This window comes from Labedaea rhizosphaerae, assembly GCF_004362825.1.
Taxonomy (GTDB): Bacteria; Actinomycetota; Actinomycetes; order Mycobacteriales; family Pseudonocardiaceae; genus Labedaea; species Labedaea rhizosphaerae.
Genome location: NZ_SNXZ01000003.1, coordinates 11859 through 27969, shown reverse-complemented (window position 1 = coordinate 27969; position 16111 = coordinate 11859). Strand labels below are relative to the sequence as shown.

Annotated in this window: 15 protein-coding genes; 6 read left to right on the top strand and 9 right to left on the bottom strand. The window is 70.7% G+C overall.

The annotated features are described in order from the left end of the window. Positions 1–12 precede the first annotated feature (12 nt). Complete coding sequence (locus EV186_RS17055; RefSeq protein ID WP_208115661.1) at positions 13–552, bottom strand: MarR family winged helix-turn-helix transcriptional regulator; 540 nt, start codon at positions 550–552, stop codon at positions 13–15. Positions 553–612: 60 nt separating this feature from the next. Here EV186_RS17055 and EV186_RS17050 point away from each other — a divergent pair, with 60 nt between their 5' ends. Further along, complete coding sequence (locus EV186_RS17050; RefSeq protein WP_166659213.1) at positions 613–1830, top strand: amidohydrolase family protein; 1218 nt, start codon at positions 613–615, stop codon at positions 1828–1830. A gap of 85 nt (positions 1831–1915) precedes the next feature. Here EV186_RS17050 and recQ read toward each other — a convergent pair whose 3' ends face one another. Beyond that, positions 1916–3760: a DNA helicase RecQ gene (recQ, locus tag EV186_RS17045; RefSeq protein ID WP_133850333.1), complete on the bottom strand. Its 1845-nt coding sequence runs from the start codon at positions 3758–3760 to the stop codon at positions 1916–1918. Positions 3761–3850: 90 nt separating this feature from the next. On the opposite strand from recQ, the gene EV186_RS17040 reads away from it, so the two are divergent. Continuing rightward, positions 3851–4213: a DUF4190 domain-containing protein gene (locus EV186_RS17040; RefSeq protein ID WP_208115660.1), complete on the top strand. Its 363-nt coding sequence runs from the start codon at positions 3851–3853 to the stop codon at positions 4211–4213. On the opposite strand, the gene EV186_RS17035 is transcribed toward EV186_RS17040, so the two are convergent. The 5 genes from EV186_RS17035 to EV186_RS17015 all read right to left on the bottom strand — a co-directional run bounded on the left by EV186_RS17035 (position 4201) and on the right by EV186_RS17015 (position 10624). Beyond that, positions 4201–5124 carry an alpha/beta fold hydrolase gene (locus tag EV186_RS17035; RefSeq protein ID WP_133850332.1) on the bottom strand — a complete coding sequence of 308 codons (924 nt, stop codon included), beginning with the start codon at positions 5122–5124 and terminating at the stop codon, positions 4201–4203. The genes EV186_RS17040 and EV186_RS17035 overlap by 13 nt on opposite strands. Positions 5125–5140: 16 nt before the next feature. Further along, positions 5141–6181 (bottom strand): lactonase family protein, encoded by a 1041-nt coding sequence (locus EV186_RS17030; protein WP_243754106.1) that lies wholly within the window; start codon positions 6179–6181, stop codon positions 5141–5143. A 72-nt stretch (positions 6182–6253) separates the two neighbouring features. After that, the gene (locus EV186_RS17025) at positions 6254–7723 is read right to left on the bottom strand and encodes a GntP family permease (RefSeq protein WP_133851290.1); all 1470 of its coding nucleotides are present in this window, start codon (positions 7721–7723) and stop codon (positions 6254–6256) included. Next, complete coding sequence (locus EV186_RS17020; protein ID WP_133850330.1) at positions 7720–9303, bottom strand: N-acyl-D-amino-acid deacylase family protein; 1584 nt, start codon at positions 9301–9303, stop codon at positions 7720–7722. Before EV186_RS17020 ends, EV186_RS17025 begins: the two co-directional genes overlap by 4 nt. Positions 9304–9316: 13 nt before the next feature. Next, the gene (locus tag EV186_RS17015) at positions 9317–10624 is read right to left on the bottom strand and encodes an alanine racemase (protein WP_243754105.1); all 1308 of its coding nucleotides are present in this window, start codon (positions 10622–10624) and stop codon (positions 9317–9319) included. Between the two features lie 134 nt (positions 10625–10758). On the opposite strand from EV186_RS17015, the gene EV186_RS17010 reads away from it, so the two are divergent. From EV186_RS17010 to EV186_RS16995, 4 genes are read left to right on the top strand one after another with little or no spacing between them, the layout of a single operon-like run. Next, positions 10759–11676: a sugar kinase gene (locus tag EV186_RS17010; protein ID WP_133851288.1), complete on the top strand. Its 918-nt coding sequence runs from the start codon at positions 10759–10761 to the stop codon at positions 11674–11676. Next, a complete protein-coding gene (locus tag EV186_RS17005; RefSeq protein WP_133850329.1) occupies positions 11673–12425 on the top strand; it encodes an IclR family transcriptional regulator in 753 nt (250 codons plus the stop codon). Before EV186_RS17010 ends, EV186_RS17005 begins: the two co-directional genes overlap by 4 nt. Beyond that, positions 12426–12818, top strand: a complete 393-nt coding sequence (locus EV186_RS17000) for a RidA family protein (protein ID WP_133850328.1) — start codon at positions 12426–12428, stop codon at positions 12816–12818. Positions 12819–12860: 42 nt separating this feature from the next. Further along, a complete protein-coding gene (locus EV186_RS16995; RefSeq protein WP_243754104.1) occupies positions 12861–14165 on the top strand; it encodes an MFS transporter in 1305 nt (434 codons plus the stop codon). On the opposite strand, the gene EV186_RS16990 is transcribed toward EV186_RS16995, so the two are convergent. Both EV186_RS16990 and paaK read right to left on the bottom strand, forming a co-directional pair. Continuing rightward, entirely contained in the window at positions 14162–14797 is a 636-nt protein-coding gene (locus EV186_RS16990) for a TetR/AcrR family transcriptional regulator (RefSeq protein ID WP_133850327.1), read from the bottom strand. The genes EV186_RS16995 and EV186_RS16990 overlap by 4 nt on opposite strands. After that, the gene (paaK, locus tag EV186_RS16985) at positions 14794–16107 is read right to left on the bottom strand and encodes a phenylacetate--CoA ligase PaaK (RefSeq protein ID WP_133850326.1); all 1314 of its coding nucleotides are present in this window, start codon (positions 16105–16107) and stop codon (positions 14794–14796) included. The genes EV186_RS16990 and paaK overlap by 4 nt, the downstream gene beginning before the upstream one ends. Positions 16108–16111: the final 4 nt, after the last annotated feature.

The following is a 16111-nucleotide window of genomic DNA, read 5'->3' as shown; positions in this document are numbered from 1 at the left end:
CATGCTAACCGGTCACACCGCCGGTCGGGCTCGTCGACCGCGAGCCGCTGGCGGCGTCCGGCGAGCCCGTTGCACGGCCGGGAACACCGCGCGCAGTGCCGCCGCGGCGGCGTCCATGGTCTCCGGGTCCACGCCCGCGAACAGTTCGCGGTGCGCCGACGTGTTCGCCCGCAGTGCCTGCTCGGCAAGGGAAATCCCGGCCTCGGTGAGCCGCACCCATGTGCCGCGGCCGTCGTCCGGATCGGACTCGCGCACCACGAGGTCGCGGCTGACCAGGTGGTTCACCACGTTGCTGGTGCCGCCCGAGGACAGGGCGAGCAACCTCGTGAGCTCGGCCGGCTTGCCGCGGTAGGGCGCGCCCGCGCGGCGCAACGCGACCAGGATGTCGTACTCGGCCTCGGTGAGCCCGAGTTCCGGCAGCAGGGCGGCGGTTCCCTCGGCGAGCATCGCCGAGAGCAGCATGATCCGCTTCACCAGCTCGGATTCCGGGCCGATCACGTCGGGTAGCTCGGCGCGCCAAGCGGTCAGCAGCGCATCCACTGGGTCGGTCACGGGTGCATGGTAGGCAGCTGTCGTGATAGCTTTCTGAAAAGCTTTCTAGGGAGGATTCTCATGCGACTGCTGCTGCGAGGCGGGGACCTGATCGACACCGAGCCCGCGCCGGTCGTGCGCCCGGGCACGGACCTGCTGATCGAGGACGGGCGCATTGCCGCCGTCGGGGTCGGCTTGGCCGCGGATGCCGAGGTGGTGGACGTGACCGGGATGCAGGTGCTGCCGGGGTTCGTCGACACCCACCGGCACACCTGGCAGGAGGCGCTGCGGGCGGCGGTGGTCGGCGGCTCGCTCGCCGAGTACCTCCAGGTGGTGCGGGTCGGGGTCGGGCCGCGGATGCGGCCATCGGATGTGCACGTCGCGACCCTGGCCGGAGCTCGGCGGTCGTTGGCTTCCGGTGTGACGACGGTGCAGGACTTCGCCCACTTCCCGCACACCCCGGAGCACACGGCCGCGTCACTGGACGCGTTGCGTTCGTCGGGGATCCGGGCCGTCTTCGGCTACGGCGACTCGGCGGCCGGCGGGGCGACACGTGATCCCGCCGCGGCGCGCGCGGCCGCGACCGCTGCCGGTGGGTTGATCACGATGGCCCTCGCGCCGTTGGGTCCGTCCCACACCCCGGTCGAGGCGGTGGCCGAGGACTGGCGGCTCGCCGACGAGCTGGGGGTGCGGATCTTCGTGCACGTCAGCGCCGGCCCGCTCAACACCCGGCCGGTCGAGTTGTTGCGGGACAACGGATTGCTGCGGGCTGGGATCACGTTCGTGCACGCCAACTCGCTGGCCGACGATGAGCTGGCGATGATCGGCGAGGCTGGGGCGACGGTCAGCATCGCGCCCGCGGTCGAGGCGCAGATGGGGCACGGGGCGCCGATGGCCGGGCGGTTGAACGCGCTCGGGGTGACCACCGGGCTCGGGGTCGACGTGGTGACGACGGTGCCGTCGGACATGTTCTCGTTGATGCGGGCCGGGTTGCTGACTTCGCAGTGCGGGCCCGGGAGCCGGTGGACCGCTGCTGATGCCCTGTTCGCGGCGACTTTGGGTGGGGCGCGGACAGTGGGGCTCGGGGATTCGATCGGGTCGTTGGCGGTGGGGAAGCAGGCTGATCTCGTGGTCTATGCGCCGGATCCGGTTGCTGCTTGGCACGATCCGATTGGTTCGCTTGTGGCGTTCGGGGAAGCTTCTCGGGTGCGGGATGTGTTTGTTGCCGGGGAGCGGGTGAAGCCCGGTCCCGATCCGGTTGACGAGTTGCTGGCCAGTGCCGAATTCCTCGTCGGTTGATGGGTTGGTCTGTGGGCCGGGGCCCTGAATGTCGCATTCGGGGCGGTCAACGTCTCGAATGCGACATTCAGGGCACTGCGCCGGGCTACTCTTCTGGGCCGCCCAAGGTGGTCAGGATTTGTTCGCCGTAGCGGTCGAGTTTTGCCTTGCCTACGCCGTTGACCCGCGCCAGCTCGTCCACAGTGGACGGCATGCGGGTGGCGATCTCCCGCAAGGTGGCATCGTGGAAGATGACGTAGGCGGGGACGCCTTGTTCCTTGGCGGTGGCGGCGCGCCAGGAGCGGAGCAGTTCGAACGTCGCCGCTGCCTCCGCCGGCAGGTCCGCGGTGGGCTCGGTCTTGCGGCTGGAGCGGGCCGGGCGGGTGCGTTCCGGTTCCTTGCGCAGCCGCACCTCACGGCGCTTGCCGAGCACCTCGCCGCTGGTCTCGGTCAGCGCCAGCGTCCCGTAGTCGCCCTCGACCGCGAGCAGGCCCTGGGCCAGCAACTGCCGGACCACGCCACGCCATTCGGTGTCCTTCAGCTCCGTGCCGATGCCGTAGACGGTCAGCTCGTCGTGGCGGAACTGGCGGACTCGATCGGTTTCCTTGCCCAGCAGGATGTCCACGATGTGCCCGGTGCCGAACTTCTGCCCACGCTCGCGCTGCAGCCGGTACACAGTGGACAGCAGCTTCTGCGCCGGAACGGTGCCGTCCCACGACTCCGGCGGGTTCAGGCACGTGTCGCAGTTGCCGCACGGTCCCGCGTTCTCGCCGAAGTAGTTCAACAACTGGACCCGACGGCACTCGATCGTCTCGCACAGGGCGAGCATCGCGTCCAGGTGCGCCGACAACCGGCGCCGGTGCGCGAGGTCGCCCTCGGACATGTCGATCATCCGGCGCTGCTGCACCACGTCCTGCAGCCCGTAGGCCAGCCACGCCGTCGAATCCAAGCCGTCGCGGCCCGCGCGACCGGTCTCCTGGTAGTAGCCCTCGACCGACTTGGGCAGGTCGAGGTGCGCGACGAACCGCACGTCCGGCTTGTCGATGCCCATGCCGAACGCGATGGTCGCCACCACGACCAGCCCGTCCTCACGCAGGAAGCGGGCCTGGTTGGCCGCGCGCACCCGGTTCTCCAGCCCGGCGTGGTACGGCAGCGCCTCGATCCCGTTGGCGGACAAGAACTCCGCGGTCTTCTCCACCGAGTTGCGGGACAGGCAGTAGACGATGCCCGCGTCGCCCTTGTGCTCGGTTTGCAGCAGTTCGAGCAGCTGCTTCTGCGCGTTGTTCTTCGGCACGATGCGGTACTGGATGTTCGGCCGGTCGAAGCTCGCGACGAACTGCCGGGCGTTGCCCAGGTCGAGCCGGGTGGCGATCTCGGCGCGCGTCGCCGCGGTGGCGGTCGCGGTCAGCGCGATCCTCGGCACGTCGGGCCAGCGTTGGTGCAGTTCGGACAGCATGAGGTAGTCGGGGCGGAAGTCGTGGCCCCATTGCGACACGCAGTGCGCCTCGTCGATGGCGAACAACGCGATCTTGCCGCGTTCGAGCAGCCGCACCGTCGACTCGACCCGCAGCCGCTCGGGCGCGAGGTACAACAGATCGAGCTCGCCGGCGAGGAAGGCCCGCTCCACGTCACGGCGCTGCGTCGGGTCCTGCGTCGAGTTCAGGAAACCGGCCTTGACGCCGAGCTCGGTGAGGGCGTCGACCTGGTCCTGCATCAACGCGATCAGCGGCGAGATCACCACGCCGGTGCCGTCGCGGACCAGCGAAGGCACCTGGTAGCACAACGACTTGCCGCCGCCGGTGGGCATCAGCACCAGTGCGTCGCCGCCGCCCACGACGTGCTCGACGATCTCCTGCTGCGCACCGCGGAACGCCTCGTAGCCGAACGTCCCACGCAACACGCGCAGCGTGGGGGACTCGGCAGTCAGGGCATCGACCTCGGGTGCGGACATGGCGGCGATTCTAGGAGCACCCCCCGACAGCGGCTGTTCACCACGTACGCTGTGCCCGGATCGCGGCAGTGGACAGGGAGTGACGGCACGGTGACCAACCCGCAGGACTGGCAGAACCAGCAGGGCGCCCAGCCGCCGCAGACCCCGCCGCCGGGTTTCCAGCAGACCCCACCGCCGGGCTACCAGATGCCACCCGCGTATGCCTACCCGCAGGGTTACTCCCAGCAGAAGACCAACGGCATGGCCGTCGCGGCGCTGGTGCTCGGCATCCTCGGGTTCTTCCTGGTCACCGCCATCCTGGCGATCATCTTCGGGTTCCTGGGCCGCAGCCAGATCGCGCAGCGCGGCGAGAAGGGCGACGGCATGGCCATCGCCGGCCTCGTGCTCGGGATCGTGTGGTGCGCGATCTTCCTGGTCCGCATCATCGCCGTGGGCGTCGTCTACTGGTCCTGAGCACGCAGCAGTTCGATCACGTCGTCCTGGTCGATCGTGGCCGGTGCCGTCGCGGCGAGGAACTCGACGAGCAGGTCGGCCACCAGGTCCGGACGCACCGCGTGCGGGAAGTGACCGGCACCCTCGACGATCTCCAGCCGGCTGCCGGGCATCAGTTCGGCCGACCGCTTGCCGTGTGACACCGGGATGATCGGGTCGTCCGCGCCCCACACGATCAAAGTCGGCACGGCTTCGGCCAGGTAGAGCCGGTCGAGCGCGCTCGCCCGCTGCCCGCGCAACCCGATGCTCGCCCGCACGGTGTGCACGAACGCGAACCGCCGGTCCGGGTCGGCCAGGGACGCCGCGTGCCGGCCCAGCTCACGGGTCTCGGTCGACCACTTGGGGAACAGGCCAAGCACGGCGCGGGCCAGGGGCATGGTCACCTTGTTCAGCGCCACCGCGAGGAACGGCACCGCACCCGGCAGCGCGGCCGCGCGGATCATCGGCGCCACCTCGGTGCCCAGCCCGCCGCTGTCCACCAGCACCAGCCGCCCGGTCAGGTCGGGGAACTGGTACGCGAACTGCATGGCGATGCCGCCGCCGAGCGAGTGACCGCCGATGGTGATGCGGTCGTGGCCGTGCTCGGGCCGCAGCAACGCGAGCAGGTCGCGCACCGCGCACGCGTACCCGCCGATCGAGAAGTCGCCCGCGGGTGGCTCGGAACCGCCGTGGCCCGCGAGGTCGGGCACGTACACGGTCCGGTCGAACCCGCGCTGGTCCAGCGCCGCCAGCAGCGGGAGCCACGTGTCCCCGCTGCCCGCGATGCCGTGCAGCAGCACCAGCGGTTCCGCCGTGGTCGGCGCCGCCGGGTCGTACTGCCGGAACGTCACCCGTCGCCCGTGCAGGGTCGCCGTGCGGGTGGTGATCGTCATCGGCAGCCTCCAAACCTCAGCGCAGCAGCACCATCGCGGCCGCCGGGACGGCGAGTGAGTTCGCCGGCGGACCGACCGTGCCGGTTGTCTTGTCCAGCGGCAGCCACGTGACCGTGCCGGAACGCTGGTTCGACACGTAGATCCACCGCTCGGTGGCGTCCAGCGTGAAGTGCCGGGGCCAGTCGCCGCCGGTCGGCGTGTGGCCGAGCAACGTCAACGTGGCGCCGCCCGCGCTCGCCGCGAACGTCGCGATGCTGTTCTCGCCGCGGTTGGACACGTACACGAACCGTCCGTCCGCCGCGACCTGGACTTCGCCCGGGTAGTTCACCGCGGGCGCGTCCGCGCCGACGGTCGCCACCACTTGCCCCGGGGTCAACGTGCCTGTTTCGCGGTCCCACCCGGCAACTGTCACCTCTGAGCGCAGTTCCTGCACGATGTAGGCGATCCGGCCGCCCGGGTGGAACGCGAGGTGCCTGGGCCCGGCGCCGTCGGGCAGCACGAGGTGCTGGTGCTCGGTGAGCTTGCCCGAGCTCGTGTCGAACTCGTAGACGTAGACCGAGTCGGCGCCGAGGTCGACCGAGATCACCCAGTTCCCGCTGGGGTCGGTGACGACCTGGTGCGCGTTCGGCGGTCGCGAACCCGGCTGGTGCTGCACGAGGTCGGTGCAGGCGCCGAGCGTGCCGTCGCCGCCGATGGGCAGCACCGCGACCGACCCGCTGCCGTAGTTCGCGACGAACAGGAACCGCCCGCTCGGGTGCACGCTCAGGTGCGTCGGCACGTCGCCGCCGGAGCTCTGGCTGTTCAGCACCACCGGGTTCGCCGGGTCGGCGAGGTCGAGTGCGGTGACCGAGCCGTCGTCGGTTTCGTTGGTGCTGTAGAGGAAGCGGCCGTCGGGGGAGTACGCGAGCCAGGACGCGTTCGCGTCGCCCGCCACGGCGGACCGCAAGCTCAACCCGTTGTGCACCTTGGCGACGTCCAGGCCGTCGCCTGGCGCGTAGCTGCCGACGTAGGCCAACGAGCCGGACCTGGGCCGGGCGTGTGCGGTACCTGCGGACATCAGGCCCACCGTAGCGGCAGTTCCACCCACCACGCCGAAGAAGCGCCTGCGGTTGATGCGCATGTGCCCTCCTCAGATGAACACGGACAGCAGGGCGGCCATGCCGAAGCCGACCACGGACAAGATCGTCTCCAGCACCGTCCACGTGCGCAGCGTGTCCGCCACCGACAGGCCGAAGTAGCGCGAGACGATCCAGAACCCGCCGTCGTTGACGTGCGAGGCGATGATCGACCCGGCGCAGATCGCGGCGACCACGAGCGCGAGCTGCGGCTGGCTGTAGCCCAGCGTCGCCACCGTCGGCGCGACGATGCCAGCCGTGGTGACGATGGCGACCGTCGCCGAGCCCTGCGCGATCCGCATCCCGCAACTGATCACATAGGACAGCAGGATCACCGGCAAACCGGCGCCCCGCAACGTGTCCGCGACCGCGGTGCCGATCCCGGTCGCCGACAGCACGGCGCCATAGAACCCGCCCGCCCCGACCACCAGCAGGATCATCGCGACCGGCCGCAACGACGCGTTGGCCAGCGCCGACACGTCCGTTCGGGTCATCCCACGCCGGTAGCCCAGGCGCCAGAACGCCAGCAGCACGGCGAGGGTCAGCGCGACCGCGGGCGTGCCGACGAAGATGGCGATCCCGGCCGCGACCGAACCGTCGGGCAGCCAGATGCTGCCGAACGTGCCGAGCAGGATCAGCACCAGCGGCACCGCGATGATCAGCGCCACCTCGGCGAGGCTCGGCGGCTCCGGCCCCTCGTCCGCTTCGCTTTCGTCGCCTTCCTCGGTGACCCCGCCACCGGCACCGCCGCTGCCGCCGGAACCGCCACTGCCGCCGGAACCGCCGCTGTGTGCCGCGACCAGCATCTCCTCCGGCACCGGGCGGAAGATCCGCTTGCCGATGAACGACGAGTACAGCACGCCACCGACGAACCAGGCCGGGATCGCGCACGCGGCACCGATCAGGATCAGCCAGCCCAGTTCCAGGTGCAGCAGGCCGGCCGCGGCGACCGGACCCGGGTGGGGCGGCAGGAACGCATGGGTCACCGACAGCCCGGCGATCAGCGGCAGGCAGTACAACAGGATCGACCGGCCACCCTGCTTCGCCGCCACGTAGACCAGCGGCGCCAGCACGAAGATGCCGATGTCGAAGAACACCGGGATGCCGAAGATCAGCCCGGACAGCCCCATCGCCAGCGGCGCGCGGCCCTCGCCGAACGCCCGCAACAGGGCACTGGTGAGCACTTGCGCGCCGCCGGAGCGTTCCAGCATCGCGCCGAGCAGCGTGCCCAGTCCGATGATCGCGGTGATGTGCCCGAGGATGTTGCCGAAGCCGGATTCCAGGATCGACCCGGACGACTTCTGCGCCGAGCCGACGAGCTTCTCGACCGGGATGCCGGCGACCAGGGCGGTGGCGAGCCCGACGATCAGCAGGGCGATGAACGGTTCGACCTTGAACTTGATGATCATGGTGAGCAGTAAGGCGATGCCGATGACGGCCAGCAGGAGCAGCCCGCCGGTCTCGTGTTGCAACCAGTGCATCAGTTCTCCCGACTTCTGATCGAATGGCCGGCCAAGGCGCCGGTGTGTCTGCCGTCGTCGATCACGGGGACGCCGTTGACCAGGACGTACGGGATCCCGGCCGGTACCTGGCGCGGGTTGTCGTACGTCGCCTTGTCGGCCACGGTCGCCGGGTCGAACAGCACTAGGTCGGCCGCGTAGCCGGTGCGGACCAGGCCGCGGTCGGCGAGCTTGAGCCGCGCGGCCGGGCGACCGGTCAAGTGGGCCACGCATTCCTCCAGGCCGAGCACGTGCTCGTCGCGCACGTAGTGCCCGAGGTAGCGCGGGAACGTCCCCCAGGCGCGGGGGTGCGGGCGTTCGCCGACCAGCAGGCCGTCGCTGCCCCCGGTGTGCGCCGGGTGCCGCATGATCGCGCGCACGTTGTCCTCGTGGCCGATGTGCATCAGGCACGACGCGCCGAGCCGCTCGGCCACGAGCGTGTCGAAGTACAGCCGCGCGGGCGGAACACCTTGGGCCGCCGCGGATTCCGCGATGCTCTTGCCCACGAGGTGGTCGTGTTCGGCGCGGCGCACGCCGTTGATCTCGATCGTCGACCAGTCGACCGGCACGCCGTGGCACCCGTCGCTGCCGCGTTCCTCCAGGTCCACACGGATGCGCTCGCGGGTGTCCGGATCGGACAGCCGGGTGAGCGTCGCGTCGAGCCCGCCCTCGCTCGCCCAGCTGGGCAGCAGAGCCGAGAGCGACGTCGCGCCCGGCAGGTACGGGTAGGTGTCCAGCGTGATGTCGGCACCCCGCGCGATCGCCTTGTCCAGCAACGCGAGCAGGTCACCTGCTTTGCCTTCGTTGCACGGGAAGTTCATGGTGGCGTGCGCCAGGTGCAAGGGGCAGCCCGACTCGGTCGACACCCCGACCATCTCGTCGTAGGCCTCGAGCGCGCCCGCGCCGTAGCTGCGGTGGTGCGGGCTGTAGTAGCCGCCGTGCTCGGCGACCACCCGGCACAACGCGGTCAGCTCGCTGGTCTCGGCGTACATCCCCGGCGTGTAGGTGAGCCCGGACGACAGGCCCACGGCGCCCTCGCGCATGCCGGTGGCGACCAGGTCGCGCATGTGGTCCAGCTCGGCCTCGGTGGCCGGGCGGTCGGCCCAGCCGACCGCGAGCATCCGGATCGTGCCTTGTGGCACCAGGTATGCGGCGTTGCAGGCGATGCCCCGGTCGAGCCGGTCGAGGTATTCCCCGACGCTGCGCCAGTTCCAGTCGAACCCGGCCGGGTCGCCGTTCCAGCCGGCCAGTTGCTCGCGCAGCGCGGCCAGCGTGGCGTCGTCGACCGGGGCGTAGGACAGACCGTCCTGCCCGAGCACCTCGGTCGTCACACCCTGGGCCACCTTGGCCGTGTGGTCCGGTTCGACGAGGATCCGCAGGTCGGAGTGGGCGTGCATGTCGATGAAACCGGGAGCGAGCACCAACCCGGCGGCGTCGATGAGGCGGGTGCCGGTCAGCCGCTCGCCGATCTCGGCGATCTTGCCGCCGGCGATGCCGACGTCGGCGTGCCGGCCGGGACCGCCGGTGCCGTCGACGACGAGTGCACCCCGCACCACTATGTCCACCCCTGGACTCCCCTCAGAAGTAGGTGCGGATCAGGTCGACCACGGTCTCACCGTCGGCCGCCACCAGCGGGATGAGCGACCACTTGTCGAACACCGTGCACGGGTGCGAGAGCCCGAGCCCGATCCAGTCGCCGACGGCCACCGCCGCGCCGGGAGCGAGTTCGAGGAACGCGTGCTGGTCGTTGAGCTTCGTGACCCGGCAGCCGGTCAGCTCGGCCGTACCGGTCGCTGTGCGGATGCGCCGGGGCACGGGCATGCCCTCGTCGAACGAGGCGTCCCGTTTGCCCATGGTGAGCAAGGCGAGGCCGGGCTCGGGCCGGGACGTGACCTGGGCCCAGATGGTGAACGCCAGCTTCAACGGCGGCGTGCCCGTGATGCGCGGGTGCGCGCCGAGCGGGGAGACGTCGCGGTAGAAGCCGTCGTCGTGGGTGAGGTAGGCGCCGCTGCGCAACACCGGCCGCACGGTCAGCCCGTCCGGCCACAGCGCGGTCAGCGCGGCCGCGACCTGGTCGAAGTAGGCGCTGCCGCCGACCGTGACGATCACCTCGGGCGCGTCGGCGAGCAGTTCGCGGTCGGCCAGGTCGATGGTCAGTTCGCGGATGCCGACCAAGTAGGCGTCCACTATGGACAGATCGGCGGTGGACGCGTCGTGGGCGAGCGCGCCCTCGTACCCGCCGACCCCGACGAGACGCAGCTCCGGGGTGGCGTGCACGGCCTCGGCCACCGCGACGGCCTCGTCGAGGCTGCGCGTGCCGGTGCGCCCGCCGTCGCCACCCAGCTCGACCAGTACGTCCACCGGTCGCCGCGCTCCGGCCGCGCGCAGCACGTCGGCCATCTGCCCGACGCCGGCCACGGAGTCCACCCAGCACAGGAACTCGAAGCCCGGATCGGCGAGTTGCCCGGCGAGCCAGTGCAACGCGGGCGGGTCGACCAGCTGGTTGGCGAGCAGGATCCGCTGCACCCCGAACGCGCGGTAGACCCGCAGCTGGCCGGCGTTCGCGCACGTGAGGCCCCACGCGCCGTGGGCGAGCTGGCGGGCGAACAGCTGCGGCGCCATCGTCGTCTTCCCGTGCGGGGCAAGGGAAACGCCGAGTCCGGCGGCCCAGTGCGCCATCGTCGAGAGGTTGTGTTCCAGCGCCTCGTCGTCGATGGTGAGCACCGGGCCGAGGAAGCCGTCGCGGACCAGGCCGAGGCCGCCATGCACGGCGTCACCGATCGTCGTGCCGAACAGGCGGTCCGGGACCGCCTTGAACCGCCAGTCCAGGCGTTCGTCGGCGATCCGGGCCACGGCGGCGGCGTCGATCCCGTTCAGCGCTCTCACCTCGTTGCGTATGGTGCAACGAACATTGCACGATGTGGTGTAGTTGTGTGTAGCATCCGGGTGGACCACCGTCAACGGCCAGAGGTGGGGGGCACGCGGTGAACACGCCGGACGCGGTTTGCGTTGGGGAGTCGATGGCCCTGCTGGTGCCGGGCGAGTCCGGACCGCCGGAGCTGGTGCGAACCTGGGTGCGTTCGGTCGGCGGCGCGGAGTCCAATGTGGCCTGCAACCTCGTGCGCCTCGGCGTGCCGACCCGGTGGGTGAGCGCGCTCGGCGACGACCCGTTCGGCCGGGCCGTGCTGGCCGAGGTCGCATCCTTCGGCGTGGACACCTCGGGTGTGGTGATCGACCCCGCTCGGCCGACCGGCTTGTACGTCAAGGAAAGCAACGCCTCGGGCAGCCCCGTGCGCTACTACCGCAGCGGGTCCGCCGCCTCAGCGCTGGGGCCCGCGTTGGTGTCCACCATGGACCTCACGGGCATCCGGCTGGTGCACGTCAGCGGCATCACCGCCGCCTTGTCCGACTCGTGCCTCGAGCTCATGCACGCCCTGGTTTCCGCGACGCGGACGCACTTGCTGTCGTTCGACCTCAACTGGCGGCCCGCATTGTGGGCCCACCGCGAGTCCGGTGTCCTGCGTGAGCTGGCCAATGCGGCGGACATCGTGTTCGCCGGTGAGGACGAGGCCGCCGCGGCCTTCGGCACCGCCGATCCCTTGGCACTGCGGGGTTTGCTGCCCGACCCGGCGACGCTCGTGCTCAAGCACGGCGCCCGGGGCGCGTCGGTGCTCGCCCACGGCGAACCGGCGGTGTTCCAGCCCGCGCTGAAGGTGGCGGTGGTCGAGCCGGTCGGCGCCGGGGACGCCTTCGCCGCCGGTTTCCTCGCCGCCACCCTGGCCGGGGACGACGTGGCGCGGCGGCTGCGGGCCGGGCACCTGCAGGCGGCGACCGCGTTGCGCACCCACGACGACGTCGGGCCGCCGCTGCCTGACGAGGTCGTCGAGGCGTTGCTGGACGCGGATGCGGCGACCTGGGCCGCGGCGGTGATCACATGAGCCAGAGCGTCGATCGCGCGTTGACCCTGGTCGAGTTGCTCGCCGAGGGCCCGCGCACGCTGGACCAGCTCGCCGAAGCCGTCGACGTGCACAAGTCGACGGTGCTGCGGCTGTTGCGCACCCTGGAAGCGCACCGGTTCGTGCAGCGCGAGGGCACTAGGCAGTACCGGCTGGGCACGGCGTTGTTCGACCTGGCCCACCGGTCGCTGGAGGACCGGGACGTCCGGCGCGCGGTCGAACCCGCGTTGCGTGAGCTGAACGAGGAGACCGGGCACACGGTGCACCTCGCGAGCTACGAGGACGGCGAGGTCGTCTACATCGACAAGTTCGACAGCAAGCACCAGGTGCGGATGTATTCGCGCATCGGCAAACGCGCGCCGTTGCACTGCACCGCAGTCGCCAAGGTGCTCGTCGCCGCCTTGTCCCCGGCCGAACGCGACGGGCTGGTGGCGCACATGGAGTTCCCGGCGCTGACCGCCAACACGATCACCAGCCCCGAGGCCTACCGCGCCGAATTGGCCGCGGTCGCCGAGCGGGGCTGGGCACTGGACGACCGCGAGCACGAGGACTTCATCCACTGCGTCGCCGCGCCCATCAGGGACGCGCGCGGCGACGTGGTGGCCGCGGTCTCGGTGTCGGTGCCGGTGGTACTGACCGGCAAGGACGGCCTCCTGGCCCTGGTACCGCGGTTGCGTGCGACCGCGGCGCTGGCGTCGGCGGCCTGTGGGTGGATCGAGAGGAAGAAGTAGATGACGCCCAGCAGAGGAAGCCGCACTGCAGTGCACCCCGAAGGCGCGGCCACCCCGGCCGCCCCGCTGTCGCCGGGGGTGCGGATCGGCAACCTGCTCCAGGTGTCGGGCCAGGTCCCCGTGGACGGCAACGGCAACCTGGTCGGTGACACCGTCCGGGAGCAGACCGCGCAGGCCATGCGCAACGTGCTGGCCGTGCTCGCCGCGGGTGGAGCTTCGGAGCGGGACGTGCTGATGTTCCGCATCTACCTGACCGACGTGGCGCACTTCACGGAGATGAACGAGGTGTACAGCGAGTTCTTGTCCGAACCCAAGCCGGCACGCACAACCGTGTACGTCGGGTTGCCGCCGGGCAAGCTCGTGGAGATCGACGCGCTGGCCGTGCTGCCGTGATCGCATTGCCGGGTTAGTTCTGCTCCCGACATAATTGGGGACGTGCTGGTCGAGGCCGCGCGACCCCGGGTCATCCGCGACCACCCGCAGGCCGGGTGGCTCGCGGTGGCCACCGTCTGCTTCGGCGCGTTCATGGGCCAGCTCGACGCGAGCATCGTCACGCTGACCTTCCCCGCGCTGGAGGACTCGTTCTCGGCGCCGCTGGCCGCGGTGCAGTGGGTCTCTTTGTGCTACCTGCTGACGCTGGTCGGCGTGATCACCGCAGCCGGGCGGCTGGCGGACGCGTTCGGCCGCAAGCTCTTCTACCTGTACGGGTTCCTGGTCTTCACGGGCGCGTCGGCGGCGTGCGGGCTCGCGGGCAGCCTCGCGGTGCTGATCGGCTTCCGGGTCGTGCAGGCCCTGGGCGCGGCGATGCTGCAGGCGAACAGCGTGGCGTTGGTGGTCACGAGCGTGCGGCCGGACCAGGTGCGGGCCGGGCTCGGCGTGCAGGCCGCGGCGCAGGCCCTCGGCCTCGCGATGGGTCCCGCCCTCGGCGGGGTGCTGGTGGCCGAGTTCGGCTGGCGATCGGTGTTCTGGGTGAACGTGCCGATCGGGGTCGTCGCGTTGGTGGCCGGGCGATACCTGTTGCCCCGCACCAGGAACAAGCACCCGATCGGCGTCTTTGACTGGCTCGGGCTCGGGTTGCTGGCGCTGACCAGCACGGCGGCGTTGCTGGCGCTGTCCGCGTTGTCAGGGCTGACGATGCCGGCGTGGCTTTCGCTGGCGTTGTCGCTGATCGCGTTGCTGGCCTTGGCCGGTTTCGTCGTGCGGCTGAGGCGTGCTCGCAGTCCGCTGGTTCGTCCGTCGGTGCTGGCGAAGCTGCCGGTCGCGGCCGGGCTGGCGGGGGCGTTGTGCGGATACCTGGTGCTGTTCGGGCCGTTGGCGTTGTTCCCGCAAGCGGGCACGGTGGCGCCGTTGGCGTTGACCGCGCTGCCGCTGGGGTTCGCGGTGGCCGCGGTTTTCGGCGGTGGCCGCGGATCGGCGCGGGTACGGGCGTTGGCGGGCGGCCTGGTCGCGGCGTGTGCGGCAGGACTGCTGATCCCGTGGCCGTCGGCGGTGTGGCTGGCGTTGCTGGGATTGGGGCTCGGCGTGTTCATCCCGGCCAACAACGCGGCCGTGATGGCCGCGATCCCGGCGGACATGGCGGCCACCGGCGGCGGCTTGGTGAACATGACGCGGGGGTTGGGGACCGCGCTGGGAGTCGCGGCCGTGACGTTGTCGCTGCACGTGGCCGGGACGCCGCTGGCCTTGTCCGCCCTGGCTGTGGTGGCTTTGCTCGCCGCGGCGACAGGTGTGGCGGCTCGCTAGCCCGCGGCGCGGTCGCCCGCGCCGTCGTGGGTGAGCAGACCGTTGAACGACGTGGCGATCACGGCGTCCGCCAGTTGCTCGGCGCCGACGCCACCACGCGGCTTGTACCACTCGATCAACGAGTTCACGGTGCCGAACAAGAGCCGGCCGGTCACCGCCGGGTCGATGTCCTGGCGCAGATCGCCGTCGCGGACCGCCTGGGCCACGAGCTCGGTGACCAGGCGGTCGAATTCCTTGCGGCGGGCCAGGGCATCGCGCTCGACCTTGGTGTTGCCGCGCACCCGCAGCAGCAGGGTGACGAAGGGGAGTTCGTCCACCAGCACGCGCACGCTGCCGCGCACCAGGTGTTCCAGGCGGCGCACCGCGGGCTCGTGCCGTGCCTTGGTCTCGTCGGCGACCGCGAACAGGCCGTCGAGGGCGCGGTTGATCGCCAGGCGCAACAGCTCCTGCTTGCTCGGCACGTGGTGGTAGATGGCCGACTTCGTGATGCCGAGCTTGCGGGACAGGTCCTCCATGCTCGTGCCGTCGTAGCCGCGCTCGTTGAACAGCTTCACCGCGACCGCCAGCAACGACTCCAGGTCGTAGCCCGGCCGGCCCCTTCTAGGTTGGGGGGTCTGGCGGCCGGCGGTCATGGTCGCTCGCGCTGGTCGATCACCCGGCGCATCTTGCCGACCGAGCGTTCGAGGGTGTCGGGGTCGACCACCTCCACGCCGACGCTCACGCCGACACCGTCCTTGACCCGTGCCGCGATCTCCTCGGCGGCCGAGGTGCGCCGTTCGTCCGAGGTGTCCTCGCGGGCCTCGACCAGCACGGTCATCCGGTCCAACCGGTCGTGCGTGGACAGCCGGAGCTGGAAGTGCGGCGACAGGTCGGCGGTGGCGAGGACGATCTCCTCGATCTGCGTGGGGAACACGTTCACGCCACGCAAGATGATCATGTCGTCGCTGCGGCCGGTGACCTTCTCCATCCGCCGGAACGCCGGGCGGGCGGTGCCCGGCAGCAGCCGGGTCAGGTCACGGGTGCGGTAGCGGATGATCGGCAGTGCCTGCTTGGTGAGCGAGGTGAACAGCAGCTCACCGTTCTCGCCGGGACCCAGCACCGTTTCGTCGACCGGGTCGATGATCTCCGGGTAGAAGTGGTCCTCCCAGACGTGCAGGCCGTCCTTGGTCTCCACGCACTCTTGCGCGACGCCGGGGCCCATCACCTCGGACAGGCCGTAGATGTCGACCGCGTGCATCGACGTCCGCTCTTCGATCTCCGTGCGCATCTGCTCGGTCCACGGCTCGGCGCCGAAGATGCCGACGCGCAGCGAGCTGGTCTTCGGGTCGATGCCCTGGCGCTCGAACTCGTCGAGCATCGTCAGCAGGTACGACGGGGTGACCATGATGATCTCGGGCCGGAAGTCGGTGATGATCTGCACCTGCCGCGCGGTCATCCCGCCCGACGCCGGGATCACGGTGCAGCCCAGCTTCTCCGCGCCGTAGTGCGCGCCGAGCCCGCCGGTGAACAGCCCGTAGCCGTAGGCCACGTGCACCTTGTGCCCCGGGCGCCCGCCCGCGGCGAAGATCGAGCGCGCCATCACGGTGGCCCAGGTGTCGATGTCCTGCTCGGTGTAGCCGACGACGGTGGGCTTGCCGGTGGTGCCGCTGGAGGCATGGATGCGGCGCACCTGGTCCTGCGGCACCGCGAACATGCCGAACGGGTAGTTGTCGCGCAGGTCGGCCTTGGTGGTGAACGGGAACTTCGCCAGGTCGGCGAGCTCCTTGCAGTCGTCGGGGTGCACGCCGGCCGCGTCGAACTTCGCCTTGTAGAACGGCACGTTCTCGTAGGCGTGGCGCAACGTCCACCGCAGCCGCTCGAGCTGCAACGCCTGCAACTCGTCGAGGCTGAGCCGCTCGACCTCGGACAGTTCGTCGAGTCCAGGTGCGCTGTCGAAACTCATGGCG